Source organism: Streptomyces sp. NPDC053542 (genome assembly GCF_044544685.1).
Classification (GTDB): Bacteria; Actinomycetota; Actinomycetes; order Streptomycetales; family Streptomycetaceae; genus Streptomyces.
This window is the reverse complement of the sequence record NZ_JBITXL010000011.1, coordinates 219819-234247: the sequence shown is the minus strand read 5'-3', so window position 1 is coordinate 234247 and position 14429 is coordinate 219819. Positions and strand designations below refer to the sequence as shown.

At 72.8% G+C, this 14429-nt stretch carries 12 protein-coding genes; 7 read left to right on the top strand and 5 right to left on the bottom strand.

Annotated features, from left to right (window positions below):
• The first annotated feature begins 1 nt into the window (after position 1).
• On the top strand, positions 2-1303 hold the full coding sequence (locus ACIGXO_RS28675; RefSeq protein ID WP_399792531.1) for an MFS transporter: 1302 nt from the start codon (positions 2-4) through the stop codon (positions 1301-1303).
• On the opposite strand, the gene ACIGXO_RS28670 is transcribed toward ACIGXO_RS28675, so the two are convergent.
• A complete protein-coding gene (locus ACIGXO_RS28670; RefSeq protein ID WP_399792529.1) occupies positions 1242-3599 on the bottom strand; it encodes an ATP-binding protein in 2358 nt (785 codons plus the stop codon). The genes ACIGXO_RS28675 and ACIGXO_RS28670 overlap by 62 nt on opposite strands.
• 265 nt (positions 3600-3864) lie before the next feature.
• On the opposite strand from ACIGXO_RS28670, the gene ACIGXO_RS28665 reads away from it, so the two are divergent.
• From ACIGXO_RS28665 to ACIGXO_RS28655, 3 genes are all read left to right on the top strand, one after another.
• Positions 3865-5283, top strand: a complete 1419-nt coding sequence (locus ACIGXO_RS28665; protein WP_399792527.1) for an aldehyde dehydrogenase family protein — start codon at positions 3865-3867, stop codon at positions 5281-5283.
• An 84-nt stretch (positions 5284-5367) separates the two neighbouring features.
• Positions 5368-6447 (top strand): zinc-binding dehydrogenase, encoded by a 1080-nt coding sequence (locus ACIGXO_RS28660; RefSeq protein ID WP_399792525.1) that lies wholly within the window; start codon positions 5368-5370, stop codon positions 6445-6447.
• Between the two features lie 206 nt (positions 6448-6653).
• Positions 6654-8042: an MFS transporter gene (locus ACIGXO_RS28655; RefSeq protein ID WP_399792523.1), complete on the top strand. Its 1389-nt coding sequence runs from the start codon at positions 6654-6656 to the stop codon at positions 8040-8042.
• Here the strand turns inward: ACIGXO_RS28655 and ACIGXO_RS28650 are convergent.
• Complete coding sequence (locus tag ACIGXO_RS28650) at positions 8017-9021, bottom strand: urea transporter (protein WP_399792520.1); 1005 nt, start codon at positions 9019-9021, stop codon at positions 8017-8019. The genes ACIGXO_RS28655 and ACIGXO_RS28650 overlap by 26 nt on opposite strands.
• Before the next feature lie 100 nt (positions 9022-9121).
• The gene (locus tag ACIGXO_RS28645) at positions 9122-9754 is read right to left on the bottom strand and encodes a TetR/AcrR family transcriptional regulator (RefSeq protein WP_399792518.1); all 633 of its coding nucleotides are present in this window, start codon (positions 9752-9754) and stop codon (positions 9122-9124) included.
• Between the two features lie 67 nt (positions 9755-9821).
• Between ACIGXO_RS28645 and ACIGXO_RS28640 the strand changes: the two genes are divergently transcribed.
• Both ACIGXO_RS28640 and ACIGXO_RS28635 read left to right on the top strand, forming a co-directional pair.
• Positions 9822-10976 carry an acyl-CoA dehydrogenase family protein gene (locus tag ACIGXO_RS28640; RefSeq protein WP_399792516.1) on the top strand — a complete coding sequence of 385 codons (1155 nt, stop codon included), beginning with the start codon at positions 9822-9824 and terminating at the stop codon, positions 10974-10976.
• Positions 10977-11113: 137 nt separating this feature from the next.
• The gene (locus ACIGXO_RS28635; RefSeq protein ID WP_399792514.1) at positions 11114-11737 is read left to right on the top strand and encodes a TetR/AcrR family transcriptional regulator; all 624 of its coding nucleotides are present in this window, start codon (positions 11114-11116) and stop codon (positions 11735-11737) included.
• Positions 11738-11749: 12 nt separating this feature from the next.
• Here the strand turns inward: ACIGXO_RS28635 and ACIGXO_RS28630 are convergent, their stop codons facing one another.
• Positions 11750-12211, bottom strand: a complete 462-nt coding sequence (locus ACIGXO_RS28630) for a MaoC family dehydratase (RefSeq protein ID WP_399792512.1) — start codon at positions 12209-12211, stop codon at positions 11750-11752.
• 89 nt (positions 12212-12300) lie between these two features.
• Between ACIGXO_RS28630 and soxR the strand changes: the two genes are divergently transcribed.
• Positions 12301-12798, top strand: a complete 498-nt coding sequence (soxR, locus tag ACIGXO_RS28625) for a redox-sensitive transcriptional activator SoxR (protein WP_399792510.1) — start codon at positions 12301-12303, stop codon at positions 12796-12798.
• 99 nt (positions 12799-12897) lie between these two features.
• Here the strand turns inward: soxR and ACIGXO_RS28620 are convergent, their stop codons facing one another.
• Positions 12898-14262 carry an OFA family MFS transporter gene (locus ACIGXO_RS28620; RefSeq protein ID WP_399792508.1) on the bottom strand — a complete coding sequence of 455 codons (1365 nt, stop codon included), beginning with the start codon at positions 14260-14262 and terminating at the stop codon, positions 12898-12900.
• Positions 14263-14429: the final 167 nt, after the last annotated feature.

The following is a 14429-nucleotide window of genomic DNA, read 5'->3' as shown; positions in this document are numbered from 1 at the left end:
CATGAAGACCGCGACGCCCGGCAGGGGCTGGCTGCTGCGCCTGGTACTCACGTTCTCCTTCGCCCAGGCGGCGGTGAGCATGGCACGGCCCGCCGTCTCCTACCGGGCGCTCGCGCTGGGCGCCGACGAGACCGCCGTCGGCGTCATCACCGGCGTGTACGCGCTGCTGCCGCTGCTGGTCGCGGTCCCGCTGGGCCGCCGCACCGACCACGGCCGCTGTACGCCCCTGCTGGCCGTCGGCGTCGCGCTGATCACCGGCGGCTGCGCGCTCAGCGGCGTGGCGGGCTCGCTGCCCGCCATGGCCGCCTGGAGCGGCGTGATGGGCCTCGGCCACCTCTGCTTCGTGATCGGCGCCCAGTCCATCGTCGCCCGGCGCAGCGCCCCCGAGGAGCGCGACCGCAACTTCGGGCACTTCACCATCGGCGCCTCGCTCGGCCAGCTCATCGGGCCGGTCGGCGCGGGGCTGCTGATCTCCGAGGACGACGGCGCCATGGCCCGGACCAGCGCCACCGCGCTGCTGGTCTCCGCGGCCGCCGCGGCCTGCGCCTGCACCGCCCTGTGGCGGCTGGAGCGGCGGGACGCGCGGCCCGCGGGCGGGGCGTCGCGCGCCGAGGCCCGCCGGGCACCGGTCCTCGGCATCCTGCGCACCCGCGGCGTCGGCGCCGGCATCTTCATCAGCCTCTCGGTGCTCTCCGCCACCGACATCCTCACCGCCTACCTCCCGGTCGTCGGCGAGGCCCACCACATCGCGCCCGCCACCATCGGCGTGCTGCTGAGCCTGCGCGCCGCGGCCACCATCGCCTGCCGGCTGGCGATGACCCCGATGCTGCGGCTCCTCGGCCGCACCGTCCTGCTGACCACCACCTGCGCGGCGGCGGCCCTTCTGTGCGCGGCCATCGCCGTGCCGCTGCCGGTCTGGGGGCTGGCCCTCGTGCTGGCCGCGCTGGGCTTCTGCCTGGGCGTCGGCCAGCCGCTCTCCATGAGCACCGTCGTGCAGGCGGCCCCCGACGACGCCCGCTCCACGGCCCTCGCGCTGCGCCTCACCGGCAACCGGCTCGGCCAGGTCGCGGCGCCCGCCGGTGCGGGCCTCGCCGCCGGTGTCGCGGGCGCCGCCGCGCCCTTCGTCCTGCTCGGCGTGCTGCTGCTGGGCTCGGCCGCGGTCGCGGTACGGGCGCCGCGCGGGTCCGGCGGCGAGCCCCGGGCCGGCGGGCGCCGGGCCGGCGGGCGCCGCAACAAGCCCCCTAGGGCTGCGGAGGCTCGGGCGTGCCGTCCTGAAGAGCGGCGATCTGGGCGCGGGAGCTGAAGCCGAGCTTGGCGAGGATGTGCTCGATGTGCGAGTCGACGGTCCGCTTGGAGATGACGAGCTTCTCGGAGATCTCCCGGTTGGTGAGGCCCTGGGCGACCAGCGCCGCGACCTGACGCTCGCGGGGGGTGAGTTCGTCGGCCGGGCTGCCCGGCCGGGCCGGCAGCTCCGGCATCTTCGTGAGGTCCTCGTCCAGCGCCAGGTCCACGGCCTCGGCCAGCGTCAGCGCGTTGCCCTCGGTGAACGCCCGGTGGAACGCGTCCGCGCCCAGCGCCCGGCGGGCCAGACCGGCCGCCTTGCCGTGCAGCTCGTGCAGCACGGGGATGCCGAACCGGGCTTCCTTGGCGGCCTTGCGCCACAGCGCGTCGGCGGCGCCCTGCAGGGTGCCCACCCGCTCGAAGTGGCCCTGCTCCGCCGCGTACCACGCGAAGCCCTCCAGGAAGTGCGCGATGCCCATCGTGTCGCGCAGGGCGGCCTTGGAGCGGATGCCCTCGCGGCAGCACTCGATGCTCTGCGCGGACTCGCCCTTCAGCCACAGGCCGACGCTCTTGACCCACAGGGCCCAGCTGCGCGACCAGTGTTCCTGCGGATGGGCGGAGTTGCGGCGCAGGGATTCGTCGCACAGGGCGATGCCCTCGCCGATGCCGCCGGCGAGGAAGTGGGCGAAGGCGAGCTGGAAGGCCGTGATCAGCAGGGCCACTTCGTCGCCTGCTTCGGCCATCCGCCGGCGGGCTTCGTCGTATCCCTCGGCGACACCGTCGACGGTGCCGCGGAAATAGCGGGCGTGGTGCCGGTAGGCGTGCGTCCAGGCGAGACCGCGGGCGTCGCCGACACGGGCGGCGATCTCCTCGGCCTCGTCGAGCAGCGCCCAGTTGTCGCCCCGCTCGCCCTGGATGTCCAGGTACCAGCTGGTGAGCCAGAGCGCCTTGACGCGTTCGGGGGTCGGTTCGCGGCTGCCTTCGAGGGCGCGGCGCAGCCAGTGGCGGCCCTCGGTATAGAGACCGGTGCACTGCCAGTAGCCCCACAGCCGGGTCGCGAGGCACAGGCCGTCGTACGCCAGCCCCGGGGTGCTGACGCAGGTCTCCAGCGCGGCCCGCAGATTGGCCTGGTCGTAGCGGAACCTGCGTACCCAGGCGAGCTGGGCGTCACCGGTCCATGCGGCATCGAACTGCCCGGCCCGGTCGAGGAAGTAGGCCGCGTGGCGCTTCCGCAGGGCCGCCTCCTCCGCGCCCGCGGCGAGCTGGTCCCGGCCGAACTCGCGGATCGTGTCGAGCATCCGGTAACGGGTGCCCACCTCGGTCTCCACGCGCAGCACGACGGACTTCTCCACCAGCCCGAAGAGCGCGTCGAGGATGTCCTCCGCCGGGAGGGTGTGCTCGTCGGCGCAGACCCCTTCCGCCGCCTCCAGGCTGAACTCCCCGGCGAAGACGGAGAGCCGGGTCCACAGCACCCGCTCCTGGGGGGTGGACAGATCGTGGCTCCAGCCGATGGTGGTCCGCAGCGTCTGATGACGGGGCACGGTGGTGCGGCGGCCGCCGGTGAGCAGCAGGAAGCGGCGGTCGAGCCGGCCGAGGATCTCCTCCAGGGACAGGGCGCGCAGCCGGGACACGGCCAGCTCGATGGCGAGGGGGATGCCGTCCAGGCGGCGGCACAGGGAGACGGCGTCGGCGAGGTTGTCGTCGGTGAGGGCGAATCCGGGTACCGCCGCGGCGGTGCGGTCCGCGAAGAGCTGCAGGGCGTCGGAGCGCACGCCGGACCGGCCGCACCGGGCCGCCGCGGCGTCCGGGCCGTCCGCCACGGACAGCGGGGGAATGGGCAGGACGTGCTCGCCCGCGATGTCCAGCGGCTGCCGGCTGGTCGCGATCAGCCGCACGTCCGGTGCGGTGCGCAGGAGTTCGTCGGCGAGCTCCGCGCACGCGTCGATCAGATGCTCGCAGGTGTCGAGGATGATCAGGGTGTGCTTGTCCGCCAGGTAGCCGGTGAGGACTTCCATGGCGGGCCGGGCGGTCTGCTCGGGCAGATCGAGCGCGGCCGCCACGGTGGTCGGCAGCAGCTCGGGTTCGGTGAGCGCGGAGAGCGGTACGAGATGGACCCCGTCCGGAGACCGGTCGCGCAGCTGATGTGCCGCGCGCACCGCCGTACGGGTCTTGCCGACCCCGCCGGGGCCGGTGAGGGTGACCAGGCGGAAGCGGTCGAGTACCTCCGTGATCTGCGCGATCTCCCGCTTCCTGCCGATGAAGCTGGTCGTCTCGGCGGGCAGCTCGCCGCTGCGCCGGTGCCCCGTTTCCTGGACCATGCGCGTCGCCACCCCGTACATCGGAACTCGTGAATGGTGCTGGATGGCGCGCACGGTAGCGGGGGAGCGTGCGGCGTGCGTCCCTTCCGCCGACTGTCACCCGTACGAGAGGCGGGAGTGGGATACTGCGCCGCCGGTCACCCGTATCGCCGAGATGGGATCCCCGGCAGGGTGGCGCCCCGCAAACTAGCGGCGATAGTTTGTACGCGCGGCGTATGAGCACCCGCTTAGCGCACCTGACGACCACCCTCGGGAGGACGCCGAGATGAAGGCACACGACGGCATGTACATCGACGGAGCCTGGCGGGACGCGGTGGGGGGCGACACCATCGAGGTGCGCAACCCCGCCGACGAGCAGGTGATCGCCACCGTTCCGGCCGGCACCGCGGCCGACATCGACGCCGCCGTACGGGCGGCGCGCGCCGCGCTCCCCGGCTGGCGCGCCACCGCGCCCACCGAGCGCGCCGCCAAGCTCACCGCGCTGGTCGAGCAGCTCAAGGCGCACGCCGACGAGATCGCCGAGACCATCACCGCCGAGCTGGGCTCCCCGAAGTCCTTCGCCGCGAACGTGCAGACCGGCATGCCGATCGCGGTGACCGCCTCGTACGCCCAGCTCGCCGCCGAGTACTCCTTCGAGGAGCAGATCGGCACCTCCACCGTGCTGCACGAGCCGGTCGGCGTGGTCGGCGCGATCACGCCCTGGAACTACCCGCTGCACCAGATCACCAACAAGGTCGCCCCGGCGCTCGCCGCCGGCTGCACCGTCGTCCTCAAGCCCGCCGAGGACACCCCGCTCACCGCCCAGCTCTTCGCCGAGTGCGTGGACGCGGCGGGCATCCCGGCCGGGGTCTTCAACCTCGTCACCGGGCTCGGCACGGTCGCGGGCCAGGCGCTCGCCGAGCATGAGGGCGTGGACCTGGTCTCCTTCACCGGCTCCACCGCGGTGGGCAAGAAGATCGGCGCGATCGCGGGCGGCGCCGTCAAGCGCGTCGCGCTGGAGCTGGGCGGCAAGTCCGCCAACGTCATCCTGCCCGGCGCCGACCTCGCCAAGGCCGTGAAGGTCAACGTCGCCGACGTCATCCGCAACTCCGGCCAGTCCTGCAACGCGCTGACCCGCATGCTCGTCCACGAGGACCAGTACGAGGAGGCCGTCCGGCTCGCCGCCGACATCGTCGCCAAGTACGTGCCCGGCGACCCGCAGGACGAGGCGAGCCGCCTCGGCCCGGTCGTCAACGCCAAGCAGCGCGACCGGGTGCGCGGCTTCATCGCCAAGGGCCAGGAGGAGGGCGCCCGCCTGGTCATCGGCGGCGCCGAGGCCCCCGAGGGCCTGCCGTCCGGCTACTACGTCCGCCCCACCGTCTTCGCGGACGTCACCCCCGACATGACCATCGCGCAGGAGGAGATCTTCGGCCCGGTCATCTCGATCATGAAGTACCGGGACGAGGACGAGGCCGTGGAGATCGCCAACGGCACGGTCTACGGCCTCGCGGGCGGCGTCTGGGCCGCGGACAAGGAGACCGCGGTCGCCTTCGCCCGGAAGCTGGACACCGGCCAGGTCGACATCAACGGCGGCCGCTTCAACCTCCTCGCGCCCTTCGGCGGGTACAAGCAGTCCGGCGTCGGCCGCGAGCTGGGCCCGCACGGCCTGACCGAGTACCTCCAGACCAAGTCGCTCCAGCTCTGAGCGGCCCGGGCGCCGGCCAAGGCCGGCGCCCGCCTCCCGCAGTTCCCACCCGTACACCGCACTCCCCACCGAGGAGACCGCACCGTGGTCCGCGCTGCCGTACTGCCCGCCGTCAACGCCCCGCTGGAGATCGCCGAGATCCAGCTGCCCGACCCCGGCCCCGGCCAGATCCGGGTCAAGCTCGCCGCGGCCGGGGTCTGCCACTCCGACCTGTCGCTGTCCAACGGCACGCTCAAGCAGCCCGTCCCCGCGGTCCTCGGCCACGAGGGCGCGGGCACCGTCACCGCCGTCGGCGAGGGCGTCACCGGCCTCGCGCCCGGCGACCCGGTCGTCCTCAACTGGGCGCCGTCCTGCGGCGCGTGCCACTTCTGCGGGCTGGGCGAGGTGTGGCTGTGCGCCAACTCGGCCGCGGCCGCCGCGAAGCCGTACGCCACCCGGGCGGACGGCAGCGAGCTGTACCCGGGCCTCGGTACGGCCGTGTTCGCCGAGGAAACGGTGGTCGCGGCCAACGCCGCGCTGCCGCTTCCGGCGGGCGTACCGCTCACCGAGGCCGCGCTGCTGGGCTGCGCGGTCCTCACGGGCTGGGGCGCGGTGCACAACTCCGCGCAGGTCCGCGCGGGGGAGTCGGTTGTCGTCTTCGGCGTCGGCGGCGTCGGCCTCGCCACGCTCCAGGCCGCGCGGATCGCGGGCGCGGGCCCGATCATCGCCGTCGACGTCTCCCCGGCGAAGGAGGAGCTGGCGCGCGCGGCGGGGGCCACGGACTTCCTGGTAGCGGCGGACGACACGGCGAAGTCCATCCGCAAGCTCACCGGCGGCGTCGGCGCCGACGTCGCCCTCGAATGCGTGGGCCGCGCCGACACGATCCGTACCGCCTGGTCCTCGACCCGCCGCGGCGGCCGCACGACGGTCGTCGGCGTGGGCGGCCAGGACCAGCAGGTCACCTTCTCCGCGCTGGAGCTCTTCTACTTCGGCCGCACCCTCTCCGGCTGCGTCTACGGGAACAGCGACCCGGCCAAGGACCTGCCGGTGATCGCCGAGCACGTCCGCAGCGGCGCCCTGGACCTGTCCGGACTGGTCACCGAGCGGATCGGCCTGGAGGGCATCCCGGCCGCCTTCGACGCCATGCTCGCGGGCAAGGGAGGCCGCGCGCTGATCGTGTACTGAGGCGGCGCGCCAGGACCCCGGGGGCGGCCGCCCCCGGGGTCTTCGGCATGCCCGGAAACACCCCGCTCAGCTGGGCAAAGCCCGTACCGTCCGCCGGTAAAAACTCCTGTTGCGCACTCCGTTGACGCCGTACCAGCCGGTCGGTACGGTCACCCGACATCACGGCGCCGCCCCCCGGTAACCCGCCTCCCTCGGAGCGTGCACGCATGAATTCCGCCTCCTCCGCGACACCGAGCACCGCCCCCGCCCCGCCCTCGGCCCGGCACCGCCGCAAGGTGGCCACCGCGGCCGCGCTGGCGTCCGCCGTCGAGTGGTACGACTACTTCGTCTTCGGCATCGCCGCGGCCCTGGTACTGGGCCACGCCTTCTTCCCCTCGGGGAGCCAGGTCGCGGGCGTGCTCGCCGCGTTCGCGACCTTCGCCGTCGGCTTCCTCGCCAGACCCATCGGCGGCGTCATCGCAGGCCAGCTCGGCGACAAGCGCGGCCGCAAGCCCATGCTCGTCCTGGCGCTGACCCTGATGGGCCTGGCCACGACCGGCATCGGCCTGCTCCCCACGTACGAGACGATCGGCATCGCCGCGCCGATCCTCCTGGTGCTGCTGCGCATCGTGCAGGGCATCGCGGTCGGCGCCCAGTGGGGCGGCGCGATGCTGATGGCCACCGAGTACGCCCCCGAGGGCAAGCGCGGGCTGTACGGCTCGCTGGTCCAGCTCGGCGTGCCGATCGGCGTGGTCACCGCCAACACCGTCTTCCTGGTGGCCGGCGCGGTCGTCGGCGACGCGGGCTTCGCCTCCTGGGGCTGGCGGCTGCCCTTCTTCGTCGGCGTCCTCGTGCTGATCCTCGCCTGGTACATCCACACCCGCGTCGAGGAGACGCCCGAATTCCGCGCCGCCGAACAGCAGCTCTCCGCCGCCGAGAAGCAGGCGAACGCCCAGCGCTCGCCGCTGCGCTCGATCCTCCGCCACCACCTCGGCACGGTCCTGCTGGCCGGCGGCAGCTTCACGGTGAACACGGCGACGTTCTACATCCTGATCACCGGCGTACTGGACTACGCCACTCGCGAGCTGGCCATGCAGCGCACGGCCGTGCTGACCGTCTCCCTCCTGGTCAGCCTCACCCAGCTCGCCCTGATCCCGGCCGCGGCGGCGCTCTCGGACCGGATCGGCCGGCTGCGCGTCTACACGCTCGGCGCGATCGGCCTGCTGGTCTGGGCGATACCGATGTTCCTGCTGATCGACACCGCCTCGCTGGCGCTGCTGGCCGTCGGCACCTTCGTCGCCAGCTGCTTCCTGAGCATCATGTACGGGCCGCAGGCCGCACTGTTCGCCGAGCTGTTCTCGGCGGAGATGCGCTACACGGGGGCCTCGCTCGGCTACCAGATCAGCGCCGTCCTGGGCGGCGGCCTGGCGCCCTTCCTGATGGTCCTGCTGCTGGAGGCGAGCGGCACCTCGATGGCGGTCTCCGGCTACATCATGGTGCTCGCGGTGATCGCCCTGGGCTCCATCGCGGTACTCGCCAAGCGCGCCAAGCGGGCGGCCGCGGAGGCGGCGGCGCCCGCCGCGGTCCCGGCTACGCGGCCGCGGCCGGCGGAGTAGCGCCGCCCGCCGCCGCGACGGGTTCCGGCTCGCCGGCCTTCCGCAGCCGCGGGAAGGCCGGCACCGCCACCAGGAACGCCAGCGTGGTCAGCACGAACGGCCAGGTGAAGGTGTGCCCGCCGGACGGCGCGAAGAGCGCCGCGATCGCCGGGGTCAGGATGGTCGCCGCGGTCGCGCCGGTCACCGCGTACGCCAGCGACCAGCGGTCGGTGGCCAGGAAGACGCCGCCCAGCGCCATCGTGACGAGTACCGCGTTGTATCCCATCCCGCCGTCGGCGATCTGCCCGGCGGGCGCGCCCAGCAGCCAGGCCGCCGCGATGCCCACCGCGCTGCCCAGGCAGGCCAGCGCGCCCAGCCGGCGGTCGGCGACGAAGATGCCGAGCAGGAAGAGCGCGCCGACGTACCACTGCGGCATGAAGAAGATCTGGGCGATGTTCGAGAAAAAGGCGTGCCAGAGGTCGGGCCAGGTGAGCGCGGTCGGGCCGGACGCCGGGCGGGCGAGCGTGGCCAGGCCGGGGCCCTGGTGCCAGACGCGGACGAAGCCGGGCGCCGCGATGGTCATGGCGCCGGCGGTGACGCAGTACGGCAGGGTCAGGGTGGGCAGGTTCCACGGCCGCAGCAGCGTGCCGGCGGCCCCGGTGAGCACGGTGACGACCACGCAGCCGCCTGCCGCCAGTAACGCGGTGGAGAGGTGGCCCGCGCCCAGGAACGCGGCGAAACCCACCGCCACCAGGCAGGAGTTGAAGCCCTCCAGGCCCGCGGTGACCCGGTCGCCGGCGACCCCCAGCGCCTGTGCCGTCAGGGCGCCCAGCGCGGCGCCGCCCAGCCCGTACGCCCCGTACTCCCATCCCGCCGCGCAGAGCGCGACCGTGAAGACCACCCCGGCCAGGGCGCTGGACAGGAAGTCGACCTGTGCCTGGCCGCGCAGGACGCCCAGCAGGAAGGCGTAGGGACGCCGGACGGGTATCGGCTGGTTCACATGGGTCTCCTGTCACACGCGGTGCGTAACGGACGACCGGATATTACTGATGTGTTACGCACGCCTCACAGGGAGGTGTGACGTACTGAGAGGGGTCCGGTCAGGAGACCGGCTGGTACTGCAGCGCGAGCCCGTCGACCAGGGCCCGCAGGCCGGACTCGAAGGCGCCCTCGTCGACCTGCTGCTGGTGCTCGGCGAGCAGATGGGCCTGGCCGAGGTGCGGGTAGTCCGCGGGGTCGTAGGCGGCCGCGTCGTCGACGAAACCGCGGGCGAAGGAGCCCAGCGCCGAGCCCGCCACGAAGTACCGGACCATCGCGCACACCTTGGTGGCCTGCGCGGGCGGCCAGCCGGCCTCGACCATGCCGCCGAACGCCGCGTCGGCCATCTTCAGGCCCGCCGGGCGGCGGCCGGGTCCCTGGGCGAGGAACGGCACGAAGTTCGGGTGCGCGGCGAGCGCCGCGCGGTAGGAGCGGGCCCACTCCAGCAGCCCCCGCCGCCAGTCCCCGTCCGGGCCAAATCCGGAGACGTCGACCTGGGCGATCACCATGTCCGCCGCGGCGTCCAGGATCTCGTCCTTGGTCGTGAAGTGGTTGTACAGCGAGGGGCCGCTCACCCCGAGCTCGGCGGCGAGCCGCCGGGTGGAGAGCGCCTGCAGTCCTTCCTCGTCGATGAGCGCGAGGGCCGCCGTGACGATGCGGTCACGGCTCAGCAGGGGCTTGCGGGGTCGGGCCATGACGCACATAGTAGAGGTCGCCGCAGAAAACTAGCAGTGATAATTAAGGCCCAGAGGAAGACGCATCATGAACCTCGAACTCAATGCGGAGCAGGCCGCCGTCCGGCAGCTCGCCAAGGACTTCGTCGACCGCGAGGTCGCCCCGCACGTCACGGAGTGGGACCGCGCCGAGCAGGTCGACCGCGGCATCGTGAAGACCATGGGCGACCTGGGCTTCCTGGGGCTGACGATCCCGGAGGAGTACGGCGGCTCCGGCGGCGACCACTTCGCGTACGCGCTGGTCACCGAGGAGCTGGGGCGCGGCGACTCCTCCGTGCGCGGCATCGTCTCCGTCTCGCTCGGCCTGGTCGCCAAGTCCATCGCCGCCTGGGGGAGCGAGGAGCAGAAGCAGCAGTGGCTGCCCCGGCTCACCTCCGGCGAGGCCCTCGGCTGCTTCGGCCTCACCGAGCCCGGTACCGGCTCCGACGCGGGCAACCTCACCACCAAGGCCGTGCGCGACGGCGACGAGTGGGTGATCAACGGCACCAAGATGTTCATCACCAACGGCACCTGGGCCGACGTGGTGCTGCTCTTCGCCCGTACCGGCAGCGTCGAGAGCGGCCACAAGGGCGTCAGCGCCTTCCTCGTCCCCACCGACACCCCGGGCCTGACCCGCCGCGAGATCCACGGCAAGCTGGGGCTGCGCGGCCAGGCCACCGCCGAGCTGGTCCTGGAGGACGTACGGGTGCCGGCCTCCGCGATGATCGCCCCCGAGGGCAAGGGCTTCTCCGTCGCCATGTCCGCGCTGGCCAAGGGCCGGATGTCGGTCGCGGCCGGCTGCGTGGGCATCGCGCAGGCGGCGCTGGACGCGGCGGTCGGGTACGCCGGTGAGCGCGACCAGTTCGGCAAGTCCATCGCCCACCACCAGCTCGTCCAGGAGCTGCTCGCCGACATCGCGCTGGACGTGGACGCGGCCCGGCTGCTGACCTGGCGGGTCGCCGACCTCATCGACCGCGGGAAGCCGTTCGTCACCGAGGCGTCCAAGGCGAAGCTGTTCGCCTCCGAGGCGGCGGTACGCTGTGCCAACAACGCCCTGCAGGTCTTCGGCGGATACGGCTACATCGACGAGTACCCGGTCGGCAAGCTCGTCCGGGACGCCCGGGTGATGACGCTCTACGAAGGCACCAGTCAGATCCAGAAGCTGGTCATCGGGCGCGCGCTGACGGGAGTTTCCGCGTTCTGACCGGAGCCCCGTGTTCCGGCCGGAACGCGCCTCCGAGGCGCGCAGCTCCTAAGCGCTTGCTCAGTTCTGGAGTATGGTGTTCGATCTGATGGCCCGCCGCGGACGGACCGCGGCGGACCGCAGGATCGGAGTGCGCGATGGGAGCCGAGCGGGCGGACGAGGCCGCAGGGGAATGGGCCGAGGTGGCGCCGGACGCGGCCCAGCGGCTGGTCGGGGCCGCCGTCGAGGCGTTCGCGGAGCGCGGCTACCACGCCACGACCACCCGTGACATCGCCGGGCGGGCCGGCATGAGCCCGGCCGCGCTCTACATCCACTACAAGACCAAGGAAGAGCTGCTCTACCGCATCAGCGTCACCGGCCACGAGCGGGCGCTGAAGATCATGGCGGCCGCGGCCGGCGCCGAGGGCACGGCCGCCGACCGGCTGTGCTGTGCGGTACGCGCCTTCGCCAGCTGGCACGCCGAGCGGCACACGACCGCGCGCATCATCCAGTACGAGTTGAAGGCGCTGAGCGAGGAGCACTACGCCGAGATCGCGGACCTGCGCCGGCAGACCGACCGGCTGCTGCGGGAGATCATCCAGGACGGCGCGGACGCCGGGGAGTTCACCGTGCGGGACGTGCCCGGCACGACCCTGGCGGTGCTCTCGCTCTGCGTGGACGTCGCCCGCTGGTTCACCGCGGACGGCAAGCGCACGCCCGACCAGGTCGGCGAGCTCTACGCCGACCTGGTCCTGGGCATGGTGGGCGCCCGACGCCCGTGAGCGCTGTGCGCCTTACAGGTAGAACCGGCTGACCGACTCCGCGACGCAGACCGGCTTGTCGCCGCCCTCGCGCTCCACGGTGACCGCCGTCGTGAGCTGCACGCCGCCCGGTACCTCGGTCACCTCGGCGATCTTCGCGGTCGCGCGCACCCGCGAGCCGACCGGCACGGGAGAGGGAAAACGCACCTTGTTGGTGCCGTAGTTGATGCCCATCTTGACGTTGTCGACGCGCATCAGCTGCGGTACGAGCGCGGGCAGCAGCGACAGCGTGAGGTAGCCGTGCGCGATGGTCGTGCCGAACGGCCCGTCCTTCGCCTTCTCCTGGTCGACGTGGATCCACTGGTGGTCGCCGGTGGCGTCGGCGAACAGGTCGATCCGCTTCTGGTCGACCTCCAGCCAGTCGCTCGGGCCGAGCTCCTCGCCGACCGCGGCACGCAGCTCGTCCAGCGATCCAAACACTCGGGGGTCTGCCATGTCCGTGTCCTCCTGATCGACTAAGCGCTTGCTCAGCTTGCTGTGCGGATCCTCCGCTGTCAACGGCTGTTCCGATTAGGCTGGCGGACGTGCCCCAGCTTTCCCGTAAGGTCCACGAACTCACCGTCGGCCAGCTCTCGGCGCGCAGCGGCGCCGCGGTCTCCGCCCTGCACTTCTACGAGTCCAAGGGACTGATCAGCAGCACCAGGACGGCCGGCAACCAGCGCCGGTTCACCCGTGACGCGCTGCGCCGCGTCGCGTTCGTCCGGGCGGCGCAGCGCGTCGGCATCCCGCTCGCGGTGATCCGGGACGCGCTCGCCGAGCTGCCGGAGGAGCGCACGCCCAACCGCGAGGACTGGGCCCGGCTCTCCGAAGCCTGGCGCAGCGAGCTGGACGAACGCATCAGCCAGCTCCAGGAGCTGCGCGACAGACTGACCGACTGCATCGGCTGCGGCTGCCTCTCCCTGGAGCGGTGCGCGCTCTCCAACCCGTACGACGAGCTCGGCGAGCAGGGCACGGGCGCGCGGCGGCTGCGCGTGGACCGCGAGGCCCGGGACGGGCGGAGCGGGCCCGGGACTACCCGGTGAACAGCTGCGTCATCTTGAGCGTCAACTCGTACAGGCCGTAGGCGAAGGGCAGTCCGACCCACAGCCAGACGAGGACGAGCAGGGCGGTGCGGCGGCCGGTCACCGGGCGGCTCCTTCTTCCTGTGCTTCCTGACGGTGCGGCGGCACCGGCTCGTGGTGGCGCGGATGCACCGGCCGGATCAGCTCATTGGCGACGAAGCCGATCACGAGCAGGCCGATCATGATGAAGAACGACGTGGTGTACAGGTCGGGGCCGCTGCGCCCGGCGGCGTGCTGGGAGTCCGCGATGGCGTTGACGATCAGCGGGCCGAGGACGCCGGCGGTGGACCAGGCGGTGAGCAGCCGCCCGTGGATCGCGCCGACCTGGTACGTGCCGAAGAGGTCCTTCAAGTACGCGGGGGCCGTGGAGAAGCCGCCGCCGTAGAAGGACAGGATGACGGCCGCGCAGGCGACGAAGAGCGGCTTGGAGGCGTCGCCGGACAGCGCCAGTACGAGGTACAGCAGCGCGCCGACGCCGAGGTAGAGGCGGTAGATGTTCTTCCGGCCCACCAGGTCGGAGGTGGTGGACCAGGCGAACCGGCCGAGCATGTTGGCCAGCGAGAGCAGGCCGACGAAGCCGGCCGCGGCGGCCGCGCTCACGGGCGTCGCGGTGTCCGCGAAGAAGTCCGCGATCATCGGCGCGGCCTTCTCCAGGATGCCGATGCCGGCCGTGACGTTCATGCAGAGGATGACCCACAGGCACCAGAACTGCGGGGTACGCAGCGCGTTGCGCGCGGAGACCTGGGCGGTGGTGACCAGGGCGCGTGGCGCGGTGGCGGCGGGCGCGGTGCCCGGAGGCCGCCAGTCGTCCGGTGGTACGCGGACCAGCAGCACGCCCAGCGACATGAACACCGCGTACACCAGGCCCATCACGAGGAAGGTCCGCGCGATGCCGGCGGAGTCGGCGCCCAGCGCGTCCAGCAGCCCGCTGGACCAGGGCGAGGCGATCAGTGCGCCGCCGCCGAAGCCCATGATGGCGATGCCGGTGGCCATGCCGGGGCGGTCCGGGAACCACTTGATCAGCGTGGAGACGGGGGAGATGTAGCCGATGCCCAGGCCGATGCCGCCGATGAAGCCGTAGCCGAGCACGACCAGCCAGTACTGGCGGGTGGCGGCGCCGAGCGCGGCGACGAGGAAGCCGGAGCAGAAGCAGAGGGTGGAGACGAGCATGGCCCAGCGCGGGCCGCGCCGTTCGACGAGCGTGCCGCCGAACGCCGCCGACAGGCCGAGCATCACGATGGCGAGCTGGAAGGGGAGCGCGGAGGCGGTGCCGGAGAGGCCGAGCGAGGACTCCAGCGGGGGCTTGAACACGCTCCAGGCGTATGCCTGGCCGATGGCGAGGTGGATGGCGAGCGCGGCGGGCGGGACGAGCCAGCGGCTCCAGCCCGGCGGGGCGACGGTGGCGGAACGGGCGAGCGGGAGCATGCTCGGGAACGTACAACGTTCATGCACTCGCGGGAAGAGGCCCTCAAGTGCGAGATCACCGCCATGTGTTGGCAGCCCGTCGGCGGCGCGGGTCCCCCGTACCGGTGCGTCCGGTCCCACGTCCGCCTGATGCGGCAGGTGCGCGCCCGGCGCCCCGCCGTTTCCCC

Bases quoted from the DNA above. Each gene is read 5' to 3' on its own strand.
- ACIGXO_RS28635 (WP_399792514.1), top strand. From the start codon at position 11,114: ATGGGAGCCGAGCGGGCGGACGAGGCCGCAGGGGAATGGGCCGAGGTG.
- ACIGXO_RS28645 (WP_399792518.1), bottom strand. From the start codon at position 9,754: ATGGCCCGACCCCGCAAGCCCCTGCTGAGCCGTGACCGCATCGTCACG.
- ACIGXO_RS28675 (WP_399792531.1), top strand. From the start codon at position 2: ATGAAGACCGCGACGCCCGGCAGGGGCTGGCTGCTGCGCCTGGTACTC.
- ACIGXO_RS28640 (WP_399792516.1), top strand. From the start codon at position 9,822: ATGAACCTCGAACTCAATGCGGAGCAGGCCGCCGTCCGGCAGCTCGCC.
- ACIGXO_RS28620 (WP_399792508.1), bottom strand. From the start codon at position 14,262: ATGCTCCCGCTCGCCCGTTCCGCCACCGTCGCCCCGCCGGGCTGGAGC.
- ACIGXO_RS28670 (WP_399792529.1), bottom strand. From the start codon at position 3,599: ATGGTCCAGGAAACGGGGCACCGGCGCAGCGGCGAGCTGCCCGCCGAG.
- ACIGXO_RS28630 (WP_399792512.1), bottom strand. From the start codon at position 12,211: ATGGCAGACCCCCGAGTGTTTGGATCGCTGGACGAGCTGCGTGCCGCG.
- ACIGXO_RS28655 (WP_399792523.1), top strand. From the start codon at position 6,654: ATGAATTCCGCCTCCTCCGCGACACCGAGCACCGCCCCCGCCCCGCCC.
- ACIGXO_RS28665 (WP_399792527.1), top strand. From the start codon at position 3,865: ATGAAGGCACACGACGGCATGTACATCGACGGAGCCTGGCGGGACGCG.